Origin of the sequence: Lysobacter sp. 5GHs7-4 (assembly GCF_021284765.1) — a bacterium.
Lineage (GTDB): Bacteria > Pseudomonadota > Gammaproteobacteria > Xanthomonadales > Xanthomonadaceae > Lysobacter.
The window spans coordinates 2,438,079-2,458,172 of the sequence record NZ_CP089924.1; the positions used below are offsets into that span (position 1 = coordinate 2,438,079).

Annotated in this window: 19 protein-coding genes and 1 pseudogene; 9 read left to right on the forward strand and 11 right to left on the reverse strand. The window is 69.8% G+C overall.

The genetic code is table 11. The features are described 5' to 3' along the window. Positions 1 to 96: 96 nt before the first annotated feature. The 3 genes from LVB77_RS11125 to LVB77_RS11135 form a co-directional block, all read right to left on the reverse strand. Positions 97 to 294 carry a hypothetical protein gene (locus tag LVB77_RS11125; protein ID WP_232906188.1) on the reverse strand — a complete coding sequence of 66 codons (198 nt, stop codon included), beginning with the start codon at positions 292 to 294 and terminating at the stop codon, positions 97 to 99. Positions 295 to 631: 337 nt separating this feature from the next. Beyond that, a complete protein-coding gene (locus tag LVB77_RS11130) occupies positions 632 to 1,258 on the reverse strand; it encodes a TetR/AcrR family transcriptional regulator (RefSeq protein ID WP_232906189.1) in 627 nt (208 codons plus the stop codon). Positions 1,259 to 1,311: 53 nt separating this feature from the next. Beyond that, positions 1,312 to 1,569 carry an acyl-CoA-binding protein gene (locus LVB77_RS11135; RefSeq protein WP_232906190.1) on the reverse strand — a complete coding sequence of 86 codons (258 nt, stop codon included), beginning with the start codon at positions 1,567 to 1,569 and terminating at the stop codon, positions 1,312 to 1,314. Positions 1,570 to 1,721: 152 nt separating this feature from the next. Here LVB77_RS11135 and LVB77_RS11140 point away from each other — a divergent pair, with 152 nt between their 5' ends. After that, positions 1,722 to 3,710 carry an SDR family oxidoreductase gene (locus LVB77_RS11140; RefSeq protein ID WP_232906191.1) on the forward strand — a complete coding sequence of 663 codons (1,989 nt, stop codon included), beginning with the start codon at positions 1,722 to 1,724 and terminating at the stop codon, positions 3,708 to 3,710. Between the two features lie 355 nt (positions 3,711 to 4,065). On the opposite strand, the gene LVB77_RS11145 is transcribed toward LVB77_RS11140, so the two are convergent. The 3 genes from LVB77_RS11145 to LVB77_RS11155 form a co-directional block, all read right to left on the reverse strand. After that, on the reverse strand, positions 4,066 to 5,016 hold the full coding sequence (locus tag LVB77_RS11145; protein ID WP_232906192.1) for a restriction endonuclease: 951 nt from the start codon (positions 5,014 to 5,016) through the stop codon (positions 4,066 to 4,068). A 306-nt stretch (positions 5,017 to 5,322) separates the two neighbouring features. Next, positions 5,323 to 5,922: a phasin family protein gene (locus LVB77_RS11150; RefSeq protein WP_232906193.1), complete on the reverse strand. Its 600-nt coding sequence runs from the start codon at positions 5,920 to 5,922 to the stop codon at positions 5,323 to 5,325. A 213-nt stretch (positions 5,923 to 6,135) separates the two neighbouring features. Next, on the reverse strand, positions 6,136 to 7,386 hold the full coding sequence (locus tag LVB77_RS11155) for a patatin-like phospholipase family protein (protein WP_232906194.1): 1,251 nt from the start codon (positions 7,384 to 7,386) through the stop codon (positions 6,136 to 6,138). 133 nt (positions 7,387 to 7,519) lie between these two features. Between LVB77_RS11155 and LVB77_RS11160 the strand changes: the two genes are divergently transcribed. Next, complete coding sequence (locus LVB77_RS11160) at positions 7,520 to 8,242, forward strand: hypothetical protein (protein ID WP_232906195.1); 723 nt, start codon at positions 7,520 to 7,522, stop codon at positions 8,240 to 8,242. A gap of 415 nt (positions 8,243 to 8,657) precedes the next feature. On the opposite strand, the gene LVB77_RS11165 is transcribed toward LVB77_RS11160, so the two are convergent. Further along, positions 8,658 to 8,933: a polyhydroxyalkanoic acid system family protein gene (locus tag LVB77_RS11165; protein ID WP_232906196.1), complete on the reverse strand. Its 276-nt coding sequence runs from the start codon at positions 8,931 to 8,933 to the stop codon at positions 8,658 to 8,660. Positions 8,934 to 9,117: 184 nt separating this feature from the next. On the opposite strand from LVB77_RS11165, the gene LVB77_RS11170 reads away from it, so the two are divergent. Then, positions 9,118 to 9,855 (forward strand): FHA domain-containing protein, encoded by a 738-nt coding sequence (locus LVB77_RS11170; RefSeq protein ID WP_232906197.1) that lies wholly within the window; start codon positions 9,118 to 9,120, stop codon positions 9,853 to 9,855. Here the strand turns inward: LVB77_RS11170 and msrQ are convergent. Next, complete coding sequence (msrQ, locus tag LVB77_RS11175) at positions 9,824 to 10,441, reverse strand: protein-methionine-sulfoxide reductase heme-binding subunit MsrQ (RefSeq protein ID WP_232910252.1); 618 nt, start codon at positions 10,439 to 10,441, stop codon at positions 9,824 to 9,826. The genes LVB77_RS11170 and msrQ overlap by 32 nt on opposite strands. 76 nt (positions 10,442 to 10,517) lie before the next feature. Then, on the reverse strand, positions 10,518 to 11,486 hold the full coding sequence (gene msrP / locus LVB77_RS11180; protein ID WP_232906198.1) for a protein-methionine-sulfoxide reductase catalytic subunit MsrP: 969 nt from the start codon (positions 11,484 to 11,486) through the stop codon (positions 10,518 to 10,520). Positions 11,487 to 11,690: 204 nt separating this feature from the next. Between msrP and serC the strand changes: the two genes are divergently transcribed. The 6 genes and pseudogenes from serC to LVB77_RS11205 all read left to right on the forward strand — a co-directional run bounded on the left by serC (position 11,691) and on the right by LVB77_RS11205 (position 18,440). Then, complete coding sequence (gene serC / locus LVB77_RS11185) at positions 11,691 to 12,776, forward strand: 3-phosphoserine/phosphohydroxythreonine transaminase (RefSeq protein ID WP_232906199.1); 1,086 nt, start codon at positions 11,691 to 11,693, stop codon at positions 12,774 to 12,776. Between the two features lie 336 nt (positions 12,777 to 13,112). Further along, positions 13,113 to 14,171, forward strand: a pseudogene (pheA, locus tag LVB77_RS11190) (prephenate dehydratase); the annotation flags it as partial. Further along, positions 14,168 to 15,328, forward strand: a complete 1,161-nt coding sequence (hisC, locus tag LVB77_RS11195) for a histidinol-phosphate transaminase (protein WP_232906201.1) — start codon at positions 14,168 to 14,170, stop codon at positions 15,326 to 15,328. The pseudogene pheA and the gene hisC, both read left to right, overlap by 4 nt. After that, a complete protein-coding gene (gene aroA / locus LVB77_RS11200; RefSeq protein ID WP_232906202.1) occupies positions 15,325 to 16,644 on the forward strand; it encodes a 3-phosphoshikimate 1-carboxyvinyltransferase in 1,320 nt (439 codons plus the stop codon). The genes hisC and aroA overlap by 4 nt, the downstream gene beginning before the upstream one ends. 165 nt (positions 16,645 to 16,809) lie before the next feature. After that, a complete protein-coding gene (locus tag LVB77_RS21270) occupies positions 16,810 to 16,941 on the forward strand; it encodes a hypothetical protein (RefSeq protein ID WP_255700559.1) in 132 nt (43 codons plus the stop codon). Continuing rightward, entirely contained in the window at positions 16,938 to 18,440 is a 1,503-nt protein-coding gene (locus tag LVB77_RS11205; RefSeq protein WP_232906203.1) for an O-antigen ligase family protein, read from the forward strand. Before LVB77_RS21270 ends, LVB77_RS11205 begins: the two co-directional genes overlap by 4 nt. Positions 18,441 to 18,674: 234 nt before the next feature. On the opposite strand, the gene LVB77_RS11210 is transcribed toward LVB77_RS11205, so the two are convergent. Next, positions 18,675 to 19,253 carry an energy transducer TonB gene (locus LVB77_RS11210; protein WP_232906204.1) on the reverse strand — a complete coding sequence of 193 codons (579 nt, stop codon included), beginning with the start codon at positions 19,251 to 19,253 and terminating at the stop codon, positions 18,675 to 18,677. A gap of 102 nt (positions 19,254 to 19,355) precedes the next feature. Then, the gene (locus LVB77_RS11215) at positions 19,356 to 20,012 is read right to left on the reverse strand and encodes an energy transducer TonB (RefSeq protein ID WP_232906205.1); all 657 of its coding nucleotides are present in this window, start codon (positions 20,010 to 20,012) and stop codon (positions 19,356 to 19,358) included. Positions 20,013 to 20,094 lie beyond the last annotated feature (82 nt).

Below are 20,094 nucleotides of genomic sequence, written 5' to 3' on the forward strand. Positions count from 1 at the left end.
CGGCTAACGCAAGGCGCCCGCCCACTTTTTCAAAGGGGGCGCTGGTGGCCCGCATGCGTTCTTGCGTAGGGCGGTGATTGCCGCGCCAGCGTTGGATCAGGGGATCGGGCAGCCGTAGCTGCGCAGGCAGTTGTAGTAGGCGATTTCGCAGGCGGTTTCGTCGCCGCCGTTGTTCAGGCACTGATGGTATCTCGAGGCGCAGTTGTTCGGGCGGCAGACCGCCCAGGCGGCGCTGGAGGCCAGCATCAGCGCGACGGCGACGAGCAGGACGGGTTTGCGGCGGAAAGCGTTCATGGGCACTCCTCTCCTTGGGGTGGTGCGGGATCGACCCGCGCCCGCACGCTAGCCCCGGCGCCGATGTGAATTCGCGCGCGATTGCGCGGTTTGCGTTGCTGCGCCACCGCAAGTCGCGGCCCCAGGGCTTTGCGGTAGGGGCGGCGTTAGCCGCGACCGCGCCACCGCAGACGTCCGCGCCAACCGGCCAGCCCAGGATCGGACCATCAATCGCGTCGCCAAGCTCGCGTCGCAGCCATCGTTGCGCGGTCGCGGCTTAGGACCGAAGGAAATCCTTACGGGACGCCGCTTCTACGGGGGGGAGCTTCGACGCTGCACGGCGGATTCGCCGCGGCGCTCAGTCCAGGTAAGCCCGCGTCAGCGTGTTGAGATGCAGACGCTCGGCGTCGCGCAGGAACGGCGCCATCAGCATCATCACCTGGACGATGCCGTCGCGGATCGCGGCGTGTTCGTCCTTGTCGCCGCGCGCGGAGGCGTAGTTGAGCCAGAAGGTGGCGATCACCAGCACGTTGGTCGCGGTGGCGGCCAGCTCGTCGCTGGAGGCGCGCATCACCCCGGCCTGCGACAGACCGCGCATGACGGTGTGGGCCTGCTCGTCGGCGCGCTTGAGGATGCGTGCGAAGCGCAGGCGCAGGCGGCGGTTGCGGCTGAGGATCTCGACCAGGTCGCGGTACAGGAAGCGGTAGTCCCAGATGCACTCGAACACCAGGTGCAGCTGCAGCCAGATGTCCTCCAGCCCGGGCAGGCGCCCCTGCGGCGCGGCGAGCGCTTCGTCCATGCGCTCCTCGTAGCGCGCGAACAGCTGCTCGATGATGTCGTCCTTGTTACGGAAGTGGTAATACAGATTGCCCGGGCTGATCTCCAGCTCGTCGGCGATATGGTTGGTGGTGACGTTGGGCTCGCCCTGGGCGTTGAACATGGTCAACGCGGCGTCGAGGATGCGCTGGCGGGTCTGTTTGGCCACGGGTCAACCCGCCCTGGATCGTGGCGCCGTCGGTCGGCGCGCCCCGCGCGGCATCAGCCGCGCAGCTTCTTCACGAGATCGACGTACTTCTTCATCGCCTCGTCCTGGCCGGTGCCCTTGAGCTTGGCCCAGGCCTCGTACTTGGCGGTGCCGACGAAATCGAAGAACCCCGGCTTGGCGCCGCTGACGTCGCCCTCGGCGCCCTGCTTGTACAGCGCGTACAGGCGCAGCAGGGTGTCGTTGTCGGGGCGCTCGCTCAGCGCCTGCACATCCTTCGCGGCTTGCTCGAAACTGGACTTCAGATCGGACATGGTGTGGCCCTCCCGGCGACCAAGGTGATGCGGCATTACCGCATGCACCGGCGGGGTGGTCAATACGGAAGGGAATTGTCCATGAGCCCGGGCTCTGGCAAGTTAGGCGCGTACCGCCACCGCGCGGCCGACTTGGGGTCAAGGAGAGGGGCATGAGTTATTTCGTTACCGGCGCGACCGGGTTCATCGGCCGGTTCCTGGTCAGCAACCTGCTCAAGCGCAAGGGCACGATCTATGTGCTGGTGCGCAAGGATTCGCAGAAGAAGTACGAGGCCACGGCCAAGAAGATGGGCTGGGACCTCAAGCGGGTGGTGCCGGTCTACGGCGACATGACCGCGGCCAAGTGCGGGGTCAGCGCGGCGCAGCTGCGCACGCTCAGCGGCAAGGTCAAGCATTTCTTCCATCTGGCCGCGATCTACGACCTGACCGCCAGCGCCGAGTCGCAGCGCGCGGCCAACATCGACGGCACCCAGCACGCGCTGGACCTGGCCGCCGCGATCGGCGCCGGCTGCTTCCACCACACCAGCTCGATCGCCGCCGCCGGCATGTACCAGGGCGTGTTCCGCGAGGACATGTTCGCCGAGGCCGAGGGCCTGGACGATCCCTACCTGCGCACCAAGCACGAGTCCGAGGGGTTGGTGCGGGCCGAGAAGCGCGTCAAATGGCGCATCTACCGTCCGGGCATGGTGGTCGGCCATTCGCAGACGGGCGAGATGGACAAGATCGACGGCCCGTACTACTTCTTCACCTTCCTCAAGAAGCTGCGCGAGATGCTGCCGCCGTGGATGCCGACGTTGGGCATCGAGGGCGGGCGCATCAACATCATTCCGGTCGACTACGTGGTCGACGCGATGGACCACATCGCGCACAAGCCCAAGCTGGACGGGCATTGCTTCCACCTGACCGATCCGGAGCCGCAGCGCGTCGGCGAGGTGCTCAACACCTTCGCCCGCGCCGGCCATGCGCCTGAGATGACCATGCGCATCGACGCGCGCATGTTCGCCTTCGTGCCGTCGGGCATCCGCGGCGCGGTCGGCAACCTGCCGCCGGTCAAGCGCTTCATCGGCATGCTGCTGCGCGACTTCAAGATCCCCAAGGAGGTGATGAAGTTCATCACTTATCCGACCCGCTTCGACAACCGCGAGACCGAGCGCGCGCTGCGCGGCAGCGGCATCAAGGTGCCGCATCTGGACGGCTACGCCTGGCGCCTGTGGGACTACTGGGAGCGTCATCTGGACCCGGACCTGTTCGTCGACCGCACCCTCAAGGGCAAGGTCCGCAACAAGGTCGTGGTGATCACCGGCGGCTCCTCGGGCATCGGCCTGGCGACGGCGGAGAAGGTGGCCGCGGCCGGCGCGATCACGGTGATCGTGGCGCGCGGCGAGGAAGAACTGTTCAAGGCCCGCGACGCGATGAAGGCGGCCGGCGGCAAGGTCTTCGCCTACACCGCCGACCTGGCCGACATGGCCGACTGCGACCGCCTGGTCAAGCAGATCCTGGCCGAGCACGGCCACGTCGACATCCTGGTCAACAACGCCGGCCGTTCGATCCGGCGCTCGATCGAGCTCAGCTACGACCGCTTCCACGATTTCGAACGCACCATGCAGCTCAATTACTTCGGCAGCCTGCGCCTGATCATGGGCTTCATGCCGAAGATGACCGAGCGCCGCAAGGGCCACATCATCAACATCTCCTCGATCGGCGTGCTGGCCAACTCGCCGCGCTTCTCGGCCTACGTGGCCAGCAAGGCGGCGCTGGATGCGTTCAGCCGCTGCGCGCAGGGCGAGCTGTCGGGCAAGGGCATCAGCTTCACCACCATCAACATGCCGCTGGTGAAGACGCCGATGATCGCGCCGACCAAGATGTACGACAGCGTGCCGACCCTGACCCCGGACGAGGCCGGCGACCTGGTGGTCAAGGGCATCATCGAGAAGCCCAGCCGCATCGCGACCCGCCTGGGCATCTTCGCCTCGGTGGTCAACGCGTTGGCGCCGAAGGCGTACGAGGTGGTGATGAGCACGGCCTTCGAGTTGTTCCCGGATTCGGCCGCCGCCAAGGGCGACCGCAAGGGCTTGAAGGACGAGCACGCGAGCAACGAGCAGATCGCGTTCGCGGCGTTGATGCGCGGCGTGCACTGGTAGTCGCGCGGACGCGGTGCGCGCAGGAATCGGCCGCCTTGTGCGGCCGATTCTGTATTTGGGGCACGCGCGGGCAGGCGCGATGCGGTTCGCTGCGCTGACCGTATCCTGCGCAGTCGGCAACGCGACTTCCGGAACTGCGCGACTTCCCGAGCCTTGCGCTGCGGTTCCCCCCTTTGAAAAAGGGGGGGTAGGGGGAATTTGCCGTTGCCGCTGCTCTGAGCTTTACGAGCTAAAAGCAAATCCCCCTAGCCCCCCTTTTTCAAAGGGGGGAATCATGAGCTGCGTGGGATGCGGTCGGCGCAGCGAACCGCATCGATGCGTCGCGCCGCATGCTCAACGGCGGACGAGGCTCGCCTCAATACGTTTTGCACTGCAGGAACCGCACCCGCTTGTCGCTGCCCGGCGGCGGTTGCAGTTGCAGGCGCGAGGAGCGCAGGAAGGCGTAGCGCTCCAGGATCGTGCAGATTTCCTTGACGTCGGCCTCGTCGTCCTCGCGCAGCTGATACACCAGCAGGGTCGAGGAGGTCGACCACAGCGCGCGTTCCACGCTGGGCAGCGAGGACACCATGCGCATCACCTCGGCGCGCTCGTACTGCTCGCGATTGGGATCGGCCGGCGCGGTCAGCGCGGGCTCGGCGACGGCGGCCGGTGGCGCTGCCGCCGCAGTAGCCGCCGCGACGGGCGCGGCCGGTTGCGCTTCGACGCTGCGCGGCGGATCGGGCAGCAGCAGGCTGGCCACGGCGCCCAGCACGATCGCCGCGGCCCAGCCGAACAGCGTCTCGCGCATCACCCGCTTGCGCGTGCTGGCGGTCAGGTCGTTGCGCAGCGATTCGGGCAGCAGCGGACTGACCAGCGCCCACAGCGCGGGGCCGTCGTAGCGTTCCAGCTCGATGCCGCGCACTTCCGCCGGCGCGATCCGGCCCGGCGTCGCCAGCACGCCGCCACTGGCGCCGGCGAAGCGCACCGCGTTGGCGAACTCGGCCACCACCGCCGCGCTGACCTGGTAGTTGGCGTGGCCCTGCTTGCACGACAGCAGCCAGGGGCGGCCGTCGCGCTGCAGGCGCAGTTCCTCCGGCTGACTGCCGCGTTCCAGCGTCTGTTCCACCGATTCGGGCTCGAAACCGCGCGGCTGCAAGGCCTCCACGACCAAACGCGAGAACTCGCGCCAGCGCATGTTCGCCAGCGCCTCGATGCCGGCCTGGGTTTCGGAACGGCGACGGCGGTACAGCCACAGATAGGCGGTGATCGCGCCGCCGGCCAGCACGGCGATCAGGAGCGCGGTCAGCAGCGAAACAGCATTGGACATGCAGGCCTCAGGCCGGACGTTGGGCGCAAAATATACGCCACTAGGCACGGTCTGCCGCGGCCCTGGCTCACGCTATGCGCGTCTGGGCCGGCCGCGGGCGGGGATCGGCGCCGGTTTCCTCAGAAACGCGGACGCCCGCCGGCGGCGGACAAAGAAAGCCCGCCAGTCCGAAACCGTAAGGGGAGGGGAGCATACGGAGCGACGGACTGGCGGGCTTGGCGTTGCGCGCGACCGTGAGGTGCGGGTCGCGCGGCTGGATCGGTAGCGGTGTTGCGACCGGGCGGCGCACCGCCCGGCGTCGATGGATCAGGGCGCGACCGGCGGCTTGGGCTTGGCGATCGACTTGCGCGGCGCCTTGGCGGCCCCCTTCTTGGCAACGGCCGGCTGCTTGGACACCTTCTTCGCAGCGCTGACCTTCTTGGCCGCGGCGGGCTTGGCGGCGGGCTTGGCCGATTTGGCCGGCTTACCGCCCTGGCGGCGCAGTTCGGCGGTCAGGGTGTCGACGCGCTGGCTGAGGCCGGCGAGGTCGTCACGGCCCGGCACGCCGAGCTTGACCAGGGCGCGCTGCACGCGCTCTTCGAACACCTTCTCCAGACGGTCCCAGGTGTCGGCGGCGCGTTCGCGCGCGTGACCGACCTTGGACTCGACCACGTCGCGCAGCGCATCGGCTTGGCCGCCGGTGAACTTGCGCGCGGTCTGCTCCAGATTCAGGCCTTCCTTGACCAGGCCTTCGAACAGCTTGGTGCCCTCGGCCTGGGCGCGACCGAACGCGCCGACGCCGGCCAGCCAGATCTGCTGCGCGGATTCGCTCAGGGTCTTGGACAGGCGCTCGGCCTGCTCCTGGGCGCTGCCGCTGCTGCTCTTGCCGGCGGTCGTTTTCTTAGCGTTCTTCTTGAACTTGGCCATGTGCCCTCCAAGCGGGCGTAAATACGATGTCACTGCACGATGGGGGCGCTGTCTAGAGTTTTCACACCATTGGACGGGACGCGCAACCAACGCCGACGGAAATCGGCGAGGCCGGGCACTGCCAGCCCGTAGGATGCGGTGAGCCTTAGGCGAACCGCATCGTCGCGCCAGGCCGAAGCCCCGCGCCGGCGCGGTAATCACCGCACTCGGCGACTACCTGGCCTTGGCGCGCTTGCGGCGATTCGCGACCAAGTGATCGACATCGTCCAGGGCGCGGCGCAGGCGCGCGGTGGTCTCGGTGTCGCGCGGGGGCGCGGCGATGCCGTCCAGGATCGAGCGCCCGGGGTCGGCCAGCACCTCCTCGCGCAGGCGGATGCCGTGCGCGGCCAGCACCGGGCGCAGCGCGTCGGCGCGCTGGCGCAGGTCGGCCAGGGTGTTGCGGTAGGCGATCTCGCAGATCCGGCGCCGCGCCGAGAAGCTGAAGGCGTTGGTGAAGAACAGCTCGCCGTCTTCGGCGTTGGGCTCGAACACCAGTTGGTCGATGTTGGGGTACTGCTGGGCGTAGCGCGCCAGGCCGACCTGCATGCGCGATTGCAGCAGGGTGCGGAAGGTCTGCGACAGCACCGCCGGCAGACCGCCCGCGGCCAGGCTGTTGTCCTCGGCCACCGGCGCGCCGCCGTGGTTATGGTTGAACGGCACCAGCGGGTTGATGCCGATCAGCAGGTCGATGCCCTGTTCCAGCACCAGCGAGGCGTGCATGGTCCGGCGCAGCGCGCCGTCGACGAAATGGCGGCCGCGGATGTTCACCGGCGGGTACAGGCCGGGCAGGGCGGCGCTGGCCTGCACCGCCTTGGAGATCGGAATGTCGTTCCAGTCGTCGCCGCCGAAACGCACCGCGTCGCCGCTGTCGATATCCACCGCGACCACGTACAGGCGCGCGTCGAGATCGCGGAAGTCGTTGCTGCGGCCGCGGCGGGTGAAGACCTCGCGCAGGAAGCGCTCGACCTCGCCGTTGTCGAACAGGCCGTTGGGGATCAGCCCGCCGAAGCGGGTGATCAGGTCCGACCAGCGCGCTTCGCGCGGCGAGAACAGCAGCTCGCGCCACCACTGCGTGGCCAGGCGCGGGAAGCTGGCGGCGCGCTTCATGTACTCGAAGAACGCCGGCCGCATGAAGGTCTCGGGCCGGAACTGGACGTCGTCGCTGTCGCCGGTGATGAAGATCCGGCACATCTCGGCGGTGTCCATGCGGTTGGCCAGGCCCGCGGCCAGGAAGGCGCCGCTGCTGACGCCGACGTAGCAATCCAGCCGGGTCAGGTCGAGGCCGTCCAGGGCCTCGTCCATCGCGCGCAGCGCGCCGAGTTCGTACATGCCGCCGATCGGGCCGCCGCCGGCGATGGCCAGGCCGATCTTGGCCGGGGTGCCGGTGCTACGCGCCCGGTGCTGGGCGGAATGGAGTGACAGCATGGGGTGGGCGGCGACCGTGCGGAGGAGTATCCCCCGGAGTGTAGCCGACCGGAGCGGGCGCGCCAGACGCCGCGACTTTGGTCGTAGCGCGGGACGGTTGCGGGCGCCGTTCGCGGCCGCGATCATGCCTGCGATGTCCAGGACGACCGATCTTTCCACCCGCCTGAGCGACCTGTTGGCGCGCCACCAGGCCTTGCACGATCCGCGCAAGGAGCCGCGCAACGGCCTGCGCTGGCTGCAGGAACTGCGCAGCTGGCAGGCGCGCCGCCTGGAGGCCAGCTTCGACCGCTTCCTGCGCGACCCGCGCCGGCGTCCGGCGGCGCAGTTCTTCCTCAGCGACGTCTACAACGACCATGACTTCAGCCGTCGCGACGCCGACATCGCGCGGGTGCTGCCGATGATGCAGCGGCTGCTGCCCTCGGCCCTGCTGGGCACGGTGGCCGACGCGATCGAGCTGGGCCTGCTCACCCATGCCTTCGACCTGCGCATGGCGCAGCGCCTGCAGACCCTGGCGCCGCGACGCAAGCGCCTGGATGCGGCGCTGTACGCGCAGGCCTACCGCGACTGCGGCCTGCCGCGCCTGCGCGGCCACCAGATCGAGCTGATCGGGCGGGTCGGGCTGGGCCTGGGGCGGGCGGTGCGGATGCCGGGCGTGTCGACCCTGCTCAAGCTTTCGCGTGGCCCGGCCAAGGCCGCCGGCCTGTCCGAGCTGCAGGGCTTTCTGGAACGCGGCTTCGCGGCGTTCGGGCAACTGGGCGACGTGCGCGAGTTCATCGCCGAAATCGAAAGCGACGAGCGCGAGGTCGCATGGCGTTTGTTCGAGGGCGATCCGGATCCGTTTCCGGGGTTGGAGTAGGGCGCGGCAGCGCCTGCACTGTGTCGTGGGTCGCAGTAGCACTGCATCGTCGCGGAGCCACACCGTCTCGGCGTAACTCCGGATTCGTCATCCCCGCGCAGGCGGGGATCCAGGGACTTCAGCGCGTAAGCGTGAGTGTGGTGTGTGTGTCCACAGGCGCGGAGCCAAGGGCTCTATGCCGCTTGCGTCGCCGGCGCCACGCCGACCCGGTCGCTGCATCCCCGCCTGCGCGGGGATGACTGATCGAAACTACGTCGGGGCCTTGGGGCGGTGCGCGTAGGCCGAATGCTCGGACGATGTATGGTCGACCTAGGCACCGGATGCCCGCCTGCGCGGGATGATGGATCGAAACGACGCGGGTAGCCGCAGCCTTGCCCGAATCCCGAATCCCGAATCCCGAATCCCGAATCCCGAATTACTTAAATCGCTCGTCCAGCACGCGCCGGATCTCGCTCTCGATCGGGCCCTTGAGCGCCCCCAGCAGGAAGCCCAGGCTGGCGGTCACGCGCAGTTGCTTGGCGCCCAGCGCGATCTTGCCGTCGACGCCGCTGCGGGCGAAGTTGAGGGTGTCGCCGGCCCAGTCGTATTCGATGCCGAAGCGTTCGGCCAGCTTTTCCGCCACCTCTTCGACGGCCTTGCGGGCCTTGGCCGGCGTCAGCGAATGATCGTGGCGGATATCGATGCTCGACATGAATGTTCCCTCCCAGGTGGCGCCTATTGTGCGGGCGCGGCGCGTCGCATCCAAGAGCGTGCCCCAGGGCACTCGCCCCGGGCTGCCTGAAACGCCGTGCAGCGTGCTAGATTTCCGCCGAGTGGAAAGCCTAAGACTGCGATACCCCAACCGTGAACATGCCGACCTGGCGCTGAGCCCGGGCGTGCATGCGATTGGCCGCGACACCGACGGTCGCACCGCCCTGGTCCGCGACGGCGGCGACGCGGTCGCGCAAGTGTGCGTGGACCGCCGCGGCGTCTGGCTGCAGGTGCGCGAAGGCGTGCGCGGACTGCACGTCAACGGCCGCCCGGTGCGGCGCATGGCGATGCTGCGCGCGGGCGATGCGATCTTCATCGACGGGGTCGAACTGCTGCTGCTGGCCGGCGAGCCGACGCCGGCGCCGGTGGACTACGGCTTCGGCGAAGCGCCGGAGAGCCGCCTGGTGATCCGCGGCATCGCCGGCCCGCACCACGGACGCTGCTACACGCTGGACAAGCCGCGCACCATCGGCCGCGCCAGCGAATGCGACATCCGCGTCGACGACGCGTCCTTCGCCGAACGCCACGCCCGTCTGGAGGCGCACGCCGACGGCGTGGTCCTGCGCGACATGGGCTCGGTCGAGGGCAGCGTGGTCAACGGCCGCCCGGTGCGCAGCGCGCTGCTGCGGCCGGGCGATCAACTGGTGCTGGAATCGCAGCACCGTTTCGTGATCGAGGCGCCCAGCCGCGGCATCGGCAACGAGCCGGCGCCGGCCCTGCACCCGGTCGAGTTCGAGGCCGAGGAACGCGCGCGTCCGGCCGCGGCGCTGCCGTCGTCGGTGCGGCGCATGCCCTGGCTGCTGCTCGCCGCCACCTTGCTGGCCGCCGCGCTCAGCCTGCTGCTGCTGTACGGCGTGCGCTGAGCGCGCGTAGCTTCTTCCACGCGCGCCAGCCCAGCAGCAGGGCCAGGACCGCCGCGTACAGCAGCGGCTCGCGGATGTCGGATTTCACCAGCCACCAGAAGTGCAGCACGGCCAACACGGCGATCGCGTAGATCAGCTGGTGCAGCCGGCCCCACAGCCGTCCCAGCCGGCGCATCATCGCCTGGGTCGAGGTGATCGCCAGCGGCACCAGCAGCAGCCAGGCCAGGAAACCGACGGTGATGTAGGGGCGCTTGAGGATTTCCTCGAAGATCTGCGTCCAATACCCGCGCAAGTCCAGCACCAGATACGCGGCCAGATGCAGGCTGGCGTAGAAGAACGCATACAGGCCGAGCAGGCGGCGGAAGCGGAGCAGCACCGGCTGGCCGCTGAGCTGGCGCAGCGGCGTGATCGCCAGCGTCAGCAGCAGCAGGCGCAGCGCCCACAGGCCCAGCCGGTGTTCGATCTCGGCCACCGGGTCGGCGCCCAGGCCGCCGTCGCCGGTGAGGAATTCGGCGCGGATCTGCCAGGCCAGGATCGCCGCGGGCGTCAGCGCCAGCAAGTGGACGACAGTCTTGGCCGCGATCATCCCGATCGACGCAGGGCGTTTGGCCGGCGCGCGGCGCGGTGCCGGCGCCGCGGCCGCGGTGCGGTCGTTCATGCGCTCAGAACCATTGCTTGAGGTTCATGCCGGCGTACATCGACGCGACCTGGTCGCCGTAGCCGTTGAACAGCCGGGTCGGCACGCGCTCGGCGAACAGCTTGCTGGCGGTGCCGGCGATGCGGCGTTCGCTCTTCTGGGTCCAGCGCGGGTGGTCGACGTTGGGGTTCACGTTGGAGAAAAAGCCATATTCGCTGGATTGGGCGTCGTTCCAACTGGTGAACGGCATCTTCTCGACGAAGGTGATCGCGACGATGGACTTGATGCTCTTGAAGCCGTACTTCCACGGCACCACCAGCCGCAAGGGCGCGCCGTTCTGTTGCGGCAGCGGCTTGCCGTACAGGCCGGTGGCCAGCAGGGTCAGCGGGTGCATGGCCTCGTCGATGCGCAGGCCCTCGCGGTAGGGCCAGTCCAGCGCGGGGTAGGCCAGGCCGGGCATCTGCTTGGGATCGGCCAGGGTGGTGAAGGCCACGTACTTGGCCTTGGAGGTGGGTTGGAAGCGCTTGAGCACCTCACCCAGCGGTACGCCCAGCCAGGGGATCACCATCGACCAGCCTTCCACGCAGCGCAGGCGGTAGATGCGCTCCTGCGGCGTCAGGCCCTTGATCAGATCGTCCAGCGACAGCCGGCCGGGCTTGGCGCAGGCGCCGCCGACGGCGACCGTCCAGGGCTTGGTGCGCAGGGTTTTGCGGGCCCGGGCGGGGTCGGCCTTGCCGGTGCCGAACTCGTAGTAATTGTTGTAGCTGCTGACGTCCTCGTAGCGGGTCAGGGTCTCGTCGGTGCGGAAGCCAGAGGCCGCCTGCGCGGGCGTGATCGCGGTCTTGGGCGCCGCCGGCGGCTCGGCGTCGGCGCAGCCGGCCAGGCCCAGCGCGGGCGCGGCGGCGAACGCGGCCAGCAGGCGCCGGCGTTCGCGGTAGACGGCCTCGTCGGTGATCTCGCGGGCGGGAAGCGTGAAAGCGTCGCGCAATGCCATCGGGGGTACTCCTGCGGGGGACGGGCGCGGCGCGGGTAGTGCCGCGGGCCGGTCCAGGTGCATACGGTGGGTTTATCACCATAGAGGCAGCCCGAGGGGTAAAAGTTGCGCGGGCGGTCAAAAGTTGCGCGGGTAACCAAGGCGCGCGCAAGTGTTGCACTGCGGCATACTTGGGATCCGACCCCCCATCCTACGGAGCACCCGATGTCCCGCGCGTTCAACTTCAGTGCCGGCCCCGCGACCCTGCCCGAATCCGTCCTCCAGCAGGCCCAGGCCGAAATGCTGGACTGGCACGGCGTCGGCGCCTCGATCGTCGAGTTGAGCCACCGCGGGCCGGAGTTCCTGCAGGTCGCCCAGGAGGCCGAGGCCGACCTGCGCACGCTGATGTCGATTCCGCAGGATTACGCGGTGCTGTTCCTGCAGGGCGGCGCCACCACCCAGCAGGCCCTGATCGCGCTCAACTTCGCCGCGCCCGGCCAGACCGTGGATTACGCCGTGACCGGCCATTGGGGCAAGACCGCGCTCAAGCAGGTCAAGCCCTATGTCGACGCCAAGGTGGTCGCCAACGGCGAAGCCGGCGGCTTCCGCGACATCCCGGCCTATGGCGAGTGGCAGCTGTCCAAGGACGCCGCCTACGTCCACTACACCGCCAACGAGACCATCCACGGCGTCGAGTTCCGCGACATTCCCGATACCGGCGACGTGCCGCTGGTGGGCGACTTCAGCTCCAGCATCGTGTCCGAGCCGCTGGACGTGTCCAAGTTCGGCATCATCTATGCCGGCGCGCAGAAGAACCTGGGCCCGGTCGGCGTGAGCGTGCTGATCGTGCGCCGCGACCTGCTCGAACGCGCCGGCCAGCCGCGCGCCGAGATCCTCGACTACCGCGCCCACGTCAAGGGCGAGTCCATGCTCAACACGCCGCCGACCTGGAACTGGTACCTGGCCGGCCTAGTGTTCAAGTGGATGATCGCGCAGGGCGGCGTGAGCGAATTCGCGCAGCGCAACGCGCGCAAGTCGGCGCTGCTGTACCAGACCATCGACCACTCCGGCGGCTTCTACCGCAACGAGGTCGCCGTTGGCGCGCGCTCGCGCATGAACGTGCCGTTCTTCCTCAAGGACGAGGCGCTGGACAAGCCGTTCCTGAAGGAGGCCGAGGCCGCCGGCCTGATTTCGCTCAAGGGCCACCGCGCCCTGGGCGGCATGCGCGCCTCGATCTACAACGCGATGCCGGAAGAGGGCGTGCAGGCGCTGGCCGCTTTCATGCGCGATTTCGCGGCCAGGCACGGCTGAGACCGGGCTTCAGGCGAAGTAGGGTGCGCCGACCAGCGCGCCATCGCACGGCCCGTCTCAGCGCAATGGTGCGGTTCGCCTACGGCTCGCCGCACCCTACGTTCTTCATAGCGTTCTTCCTTCATACCGTTCCGTCCGCGTCGCCGAACCCCCGAGCGGACCTGCGAGACAACCATGGCAAAGAAACCCACCCCGCCCAAGCGCGCCGCAGCGCCTAAGTCCGCCGGCAAGAAGGCCGTCAAAGACGACGCGTCCCACGCGGTCAAGCGCAAGACCGCCGAGGCCAAGCCGCTCAGCGCGCCCGAGCCGGACGCGCCCGCGCTGGATTTGCCGACCCTGCGCACGCGCATCGACGGCATCGACCAGCACATCCAGCAGCTGATCGCCGAGCGCGCCCAGTTCGCCAACCAGGTCGGCAAGGCCAAGGGCAAGCTGGCCGCGGCGGTGGATTACTACCGGCCCGAGCGCGAGGCGCAGGTGCTGCGGCGCGTGGTCGACCGCAACGACGGCCCGCTGCAGGACGAAGTGCTGGTGCGGCTGTTCCGCGAAATCATGTCGGCCTGCCTGGCCCAGCAGGAGCCGCTGAAGATCGGCTTCCTCGGTCCGGAAGGCACGCATTCGCAGCAGGCGGTGTTCAAGCACTTCGGCCATTCCATCCACGGGCTGCCGCTGGCGAGCATCGAGGAAGTGTTCCAGGAGGTCGAAGCCGGCAACGCCGACTTCGGCGTGGTGCCGGTGGAGAACTCCACCCAGGGCACGATCCAGTCGACGCTGGACATGTTCCTGACCTCGAAGCTGAAGATCTCCGGCGAAGTCGAGCTGCGCGTGCACCAGCACCTGCTGTCGCGCGGCGGCCGCATCGAGGACATCGAGCGCATCTACTCGCATCCGCAGTCCTTCGCCCAATGCAAGGCCTGGCTGCGCGAGTACCTGCCCAAGGCCGAGAAGATTCCGGTCGCGAGCAACGCCGAGGCCGCGCGCCGCGCGCGCAACGCCGACGACGCCGCCGCGATCGCCGGCGCCAGCGCCGGCAACGTTTACGGCCTGAAGACCGTGGCCGGCCCGATCGAGGACCGCCCCGACAACACCACCCGCTTCCTGGTGATCGGGCGCGAGCTGTTCACGCCTTCGGGCAACGACCGCACCTCGCTGCTGATCTTCATCAAGGACCAGCCCGGCGCGCTCTACAACGTGCTGTCGCCGTTCGCCAAGCGCGGCCTGAGCATGAACCGCATCGAGTCGCGTCCCGGTCACACCGGCCGCTGGCAGTACGCGTTCTTCGTCGACATCGGCGGCCACGTGCAGGAACCCGCCATGCGCGAGGCGCTGGAGGAGCTGCAGGAGCTGGCGCACGAAGTGAAGGTGCTGGGCTCCTACCCGGTCGCGATCGCGTGAGCGCGGCTGCGTCTTCCACCGCGGCGGCGCCGGCGTACGACGAGGCCTGGTTCGCCACGCGCGCGCAGGCCGGCGTGCAGCGCCTGCGCGCCTACGACCCCGGCCACGACCTGGTGGCGCTGCGGCGCCGCTTCGGCGCCGAGCAACTGGTCGAACTGGGGTCCAACGAGAATCCCTACGGCCCGTCGCCGCGCGCGAAGGAAGCCGTGCTGGCGCAGCTGGATCAACTGCATCGCTATCCCGATCCGCTGGGCGCCGATCTCAAGCGCGCGTTGGCGGCCAAACACGGCGTGACGACCGCGCAGATCCTGCTCGGCAACGGCTCGCACGAACTGCTGATGCAGCTGGCGCAGGTGTACGCCGGGCCGGGCGACGAAGTGGTGTTCTCGCGTTACGGCTTCGCCGTGTTCGCGCTGGCCACGCAGGCCGCCGGCGCCAGCATGCGCATCGTCGAGGCGCTGCCGCGCGACGCGGCGATGCCGGCCGGCCACGACCTGGACGCGATCGCCGCGGCGGTCGGACCGGCCACGCGGCTGGTGTACGTGGCCAATCCGAACAACCCGACCGGCACCTGGTTCGGCCGCGATGCGCTGCGCGCGTTCCTGGCCAAGCTGCCGGCCGAAACCATCGTGGTGCTGGACGAGGCCTACGCGGAGATGGCCGATGCGCCGGATTTCGGCAGCGCGGTCGAGCTGCTGGCCACCCATCCCAACCTCGCCGTCACCCGCACCTTCAGCAAGGCCTACGGCCTGGCCGGCCTGCGCGTGGGCTACCTGCTGGCGGCGCCGGGGCTGGTGGCGGTGATGGAACGCCTGCGCGAGAGCTTCAACGTCAACGGCCCGGCGCTGGCCGCCTGCGAGGCCGCGCTGGCCGACGAGGCGCATCTGGCCTCGGCCTGCGCACGCAACGCCGAACAGCGCGCCGCGTTGAGCGCGGCGCTGGGCGAACGCGGCCTGCGCGTGTTTCCGTCGCAGACCAACTTCGTCCTGGTCGAATTCGGCGCCGACACCGCGCGCATCGAAGCGGAACTGATCGCGCGTGGCGTGGTGCTGCGGCCGATGGGCGGCTACGGCCTGGGCGATTGCCTGCGCATCACCGTCGGCGACGCCGACGAGAACCGTCGCCTGCTCGCCGCGCTGGACGCGGTGCGCGCATGAGCGCGCGCCAGGACTGGATCGCCGCGTCCGGCGCGCCGCTGCGCGGCAGCGTGCGCGTGCCGGGCGACAAATCGGTCTCGCACCGCGCGGTGATGCTGGGCGCGCTGGCCGAGGGCGTCACGCGTGTTACCGGTTTTCTCGAAGGCGAGGACACCCGCGCCACCGCGCGCGTGTTCGAGCGCCTGGGCGTGCGCATCGAAACGCCCAGCGCCAGCGAACGCATCGTCCACGGCGTCGGCCTGCACGGCTTGCGCGCCAGCGCCGAGGCGTTGGATTGCGGCAACGCCGGCACCGGCATGCGCCTGCTCGCCGGCGTGCTGGCGGGGCAGGGCTTCGATTCGGTGCTGATCGGCGACGAATCGCTGTCCAAGCGGCCGATGCGGCGCGTGACCGAGCCGCTGGCGGCGATGGGCGCGCGCATCGACAGCCAGGACGGCGGCCTGCCGCCGTTGCGCATCCACGGCGGCCGTTCGCTGCAGGGCATCGACTACACGCTGCCGGTGGCCAGCGCGCAGGTGAAGTCGGCGCTGCTGCTGGCCGGCCTGTATGCGCAGGGCGAGACCGTGGTGCGCGAGCCGCATCCCACCCGCGACTACACCGAGCGCATGCTGGCCGCGTTCGGCTGGCCGATCGAATTCTCGCCCGGCTATGCGCGCCTTAGCGGCGGTCATGCGCTGCACGCGACGCAGGTGGCGGTGCCGGCGGACTTTTCCTCGGCCGCGTTCTTCCTGGTCGCGGCCAGCGTGGTGCCGGGTTCGGAACTGCACCTGCAGGCGGTGGGCATGAACCCGCGCCGCACCGGCCTGCTGGCGGCATTGCGCCTGATGGGCGCCGACATCGCCGAGGAAAACGCGCGCGAGGAGGGCGGCGAACCGGTCGCCGATCTGCGCGTGCGCTACGCGCCGCTGCACGGCATCGACGTGCCGCAGGCGCTGGTGCCGGACATGATCGACGAGTTCCCGGCGCTGTTCGTGGCCGCGGCTTGCGCGCAGGGACGCAGCCGGATTTCCGGCGCGGCCGAGCTGCGCGTGAAGGAGTCGGACCGGATCGCGACGATGGCACAAGGTTTACGCATTCTTGGTGCGCAAATCGAGGAGACGCCCGACGGAGCCATTATCGAAGGCGGTGCCTTGCACGGCGGCGCGGTCGACAGCCACGGCGACCACCGCATTGCGATGAGCTTCGCTGTGGCGGCGCAGCGCGCGCACGGCGAAGTGCATATTCGTGACGTAGAAAATGTGGCTACTTCCTTCCCCGGCTTCGATGCCTTGGCGCGCGGCTGCGGTTTGGAACTGCGAACCGCGTTTGGTTTGTAGACAGGCGGGCGCCGCCGGTTTGGTTAGACTGCGGCGGATCGAGACGCGCCGCGTGCGGCGTATCGACACGGATGTGAGTACAAGGACGTAGCGGCCCTCGCCAACGCCCCCGCGTTGCGACGGCCATCACGTGGTTGGCGCCAGGCCCGGCGCGATTACGAGAGGATGAAGGCGATGCAGCAAGTTCCATGCGGCGCGATCGCGCAGGGCGCAGCGCCGTGCGCGCAGTCGCGCTGCGCCGACGCGGTCGATCGGTTGCGCGGCGACGACGCGCGCGATGTCGGAGACCGCCGGTGACCGAGCGGGCGCTGCGCGCGCCGTCGCAGGTCGGTGCCGCCGCGCCGCGGGCCGCCGACACGGGTTATTCCGATGCCGATGGACTGTCGCCGTGGATGCGTCGCGTCGCGCTGTTCGCGCTGTCTTATCAGGCCTTTTTCGCGCTGACCGACATCGGCCTGTATCTGCGCCCCGAACTAGGCGCCGGCGTCCTGCTGCTGTTGCTGTGCTGCGCGGGCCGCCGCCCTTGGCGCGAATTGGCCGCACAGCCGGCGGTGCGCGCGCTGGCGTTGCTGGTCGCGTTCGTGATCGCGCAGGCGGTGTACGCGGCGGTGAGCGTCGCGCCGTCGATACCGCTGTCGGCGCAACTGTCCACCGCCGGCAAGCTGGTGCGGTTGGCGGTGTTCACCTGCGTGACCGGGTGGTGGCTGTCCTTGCTGCCGCGCGCGATCCCGCGCCTGGTGATGCTGATGGGCGCCGGCCTGTTGTTGTCGGTGCTGATCTATCTGCCGTGGACCCAAGGCGCGGCGCTGTGGAGCGGCCGGCTGCGTCCGGAGTTGGGCATCCAGGAAAATCTCAGCGGACAGCTGGCGGCGATGGGCGGCTGGCTGGCGCTGTGCCTGTCGATGGCCCTGTGGGCGCGGCGACGCGAGCGCGGCCGCGGCCTGGCGCTGGCGGCCGCTCTGTTCGCCTACGTCGGCTGCTTCTGCCTGCTGCTGTTCTCGCAGTCGCGCGGCGCCTGGCTGGCGTTCGCGGCGATCGTGCCGCTGGTCGTGCTGGGCTTGCTCTGGCATCTGCATCGCGCGCGCCAGGGCCTGGGCGCGATGCTGCCGGTGCTGGTGGCGGCGGCGATATCGCTGCTGCTGCTGTACGCCGCGCGCGATCTGATCGCGCTGCGTTTCGCCGGCACCGAGACCGTGGTCAGCGAGGCGCAGCAGGCCGCGGTCGCGGGCACCGTCTCCAGCGCGCCGACGCCGACCGCGCCGGCGGCACCGGCGGCGAGCGCCGCCACGCCTGCCGCGGCGGTAGCCGTGACCGATGCCGTCACCGCGCAGCAGACCCAGGTCAACAACAAGGCCGTCAGCGTGCGCATGGCGCTGTACAAGCTGGGCATCGAGAAATGGCAGGAACGGCCGCTGCTGGGCTGGGGCCTGCGCACCACGCCCAGCCTGATCACCGAGAGCCAGCGCGACATGGCCGGCCAGCACCACATGCATCTGCACAACACCTACCTGGACGCCCTGGTCGGTCTGGGCGTGGTGGGCACCGGATTGTTGATCGCGGCGTTCGTGCTGCTGCTACGCGAGGCCCTGCTGGCCTGGCGGCGCGGGTGGGTGCCGGTGGCGGGGTTCTGGGCGCTGATCGGCAGCGTCGGCATCGTGCTGGTGGCGAACAATTTCGATTCACTGCTGTGGCGGTTCGAGTACGGGCGCGCGCCCCTGGAGTTCCTGTTCGGGGTCTGCCTGGCCTGGGGGCTGATCATGCGCCGCGCGGAACGGGTGCAGCGCGCTGCCGGTTGAAGCCGGCTCCCGCATCGAGCGGGGGGCGAGTTTGCTTGGGCGCGGTGTTCGGGTAGCGGCTCGCCTCGTTCACAGCAGCGCCACAGGCGTGGACTGGCTGCGAACACACACGCGGCCAACGTTGCCGCCGGCTCTGGTATTGAGTTCCCTTGTGTCGCTCCGGCCGCCCCTTGGCGGCCGGAGCCCGCTCTCCCCCGATTACCTGGCCCCGGGGGTCGGGGCATAGGCCTGTGTTTACGCCTGCGGCTTGAACTCGATCGGCACCTCGACCACGGCCGGAATCGGCTTGCCGTTGCGCGTGGCCGGCTCGAAGCGCCAGCGCTTCACCGCGTCCTGGGCGGCGCGGTCGAGCTCGCGCGAGCTGCTGCGGCGGACGAAATCGACCTCGCCCGGCACGCCGTCGGCGCCCACGTTCACCCGCAACAGCACGTCGCCGCCTTCGCCGCGACGCAGCGCGGTGGCCGGGTACTCGGGTTCCGGACTGCGATTGGCGATGCGTTCCGGCGCGGTCTCGCGCGGCGTGGTCAAGGCCGGCTTGGTCGGCTTGGGTTTGGCCGCGCTGGCGACCGGCTTGCGTGCGCCGCTGGCGGCGTCGCTGCCGTCGGCGGGCGTGGTTTGCGTCGGGATCGGCGCGATCGAGGCATCCGGCAGCGCCGTCGGCGCCGGCGCGCGTTGGCTCAGCAGGTACCAGATCGCCAGGATCGCGGCCAGCAGCACCAGCAGCCAGAGGCCGGTACGGTTGCGCGCGGGCTCGGCGGCTACCGCGGTGGCCTGCGGTTGAGTCTCACGATGGTCCAGCGTGTTGTCCGTCATGTCTTCCTCCTCGGGTCGTCCCCGGTGGTCCGGGTGGCGACTCGACTTTCCTCACGCCGGTGTTAGCGGCAGGTGAGACGGAGGGGTTACGGCGTTACGCGTTCAGCGACTGGCATCGAATGTGATCGGGATCATCACGGTGCCGCCGACCGGCTGGCCGTTGGCCAGGGCCGGGTGGAAGCGCCAGCGCCGCACCGCGTCCTGGGCGGCGCGGTCGAGCATGCGCGAGCCGCTGCTGGTGGCCACGGCCACCTCATCGGGCGTGCCGTCGGCGCCGATGCGCGCGCGCACCATCACCGTGCCGCTTTCGCCGCGGCGCAAGGCGGCGGGCGGATAGCGCGGCGACGGATTCTGGCCCGCGATCGGCTTGGGGTCGGAGCTGGCGACCGCGGCCGGCGGCGGCGCGGCCGGGTTGTTCGCGATCGCGGCATCGGCGGGCGGCGCCGGCGGCCGGGTCTCGACCAGCCGTGGCTGGTCGGCGCCGGGCGTCGGCGCGGCCTGCGGCGCGGGGCCGACGCCGCTGCCTTCGTCGCCGGGCATCGGCGCCGGCAGCGGTGCGTAGTTGGGGCCGGCGGCGGTCGGCGGGGCGATGCCGTCGGCGCGGTAGAAATCGTGCTTGTCGCTGCGCGACCAGACCAGGGCGAACAGGATCAGGCCCAGCGCGAACGCGCCCAGTACCCACCACAAGGCCTTGCGCGCGGGGCGCCAGGCGGCCAGATCGATCACGGGACGGGACGGCGCGGGGGACGGGGTCGACATGCGGGTTCCGGTGGGGCAGGGAGCGGGGCTGCCTGCATTCTGCCCGCAACCGGGTTAATCCGTCGGCAACCGGTCGCGATTT